The sequence below is a fragment of the Phocaeicola sp. ICN-14070 genome (assembly GCF_037892625.1).
GTDB lineage: Bacteria > Bacteroidota > Bacteroidia > Bacteroidales > Bacteroidaceae > Phocaeicola > Phocaeicola plebeius.
Genome location: NZ_JBBKBF010000179.1, coordinates 1 through 544, shown reverse-complemented (window position 1 = coordinate 544; position 544 = coordinate 1). Strand labels below are relative to the sequence as shown.

The window sequence follows — 544 nt, the reverse complement described above, 5'->3', positions numbered from 1 at the left end:
ATTATAAAAACCGGCATCTATGACCGCAATCTGTATCCCTTTGCCTTTAAATCCGGCCAAATGCAGGCTATCTCCATGGTGAATCTTGATTTGTTCGGCCCCCATTCCATAGTAATCATCCTGCTTTTTCCACTGATTCTTCACCTGCTCCTTTCTGTCTTTGTTACGGGGCATAATGGAATCTGGAGATACCCATACTTTTTTGATGGAGCGGACAAATGAATTATCCAGAAAGCGCAAGGCAACGGCCTCATCGGGTACTTGCATCAGCACAGTATTGTTCCATTTGCTGGATGAGATGTATTTTCCTCCCTGCGACTCCAGGCGTTCAATATAGGCACGGCAAACAGGCAAGTCGGTAGAATCGACGGCTACCCCCTGACTGGCACGACGGGCAAGCGCCCTTTCTGACAAAAAAGTTTCAGGATGTTCCAAAGAATGTACAGACTTTGACTTATCAGTCAATTGCACTCTGTATTTATATAAACTCTCTGCCGAGACACTACTTCCGCAGAGCAAAAAGAGAAGAGCTAATCCTATTCTA

Annotated in this window: 1 pseudogene; it reads right to left on the bottom strand. The window is 45.2% G+C overall.

Annotated features, from left to right (window positions below):
• Positions 1-544, bottom strand: a pseudogene (locus WKT20_RS18190) (serine protease); the annotation flags it as partial.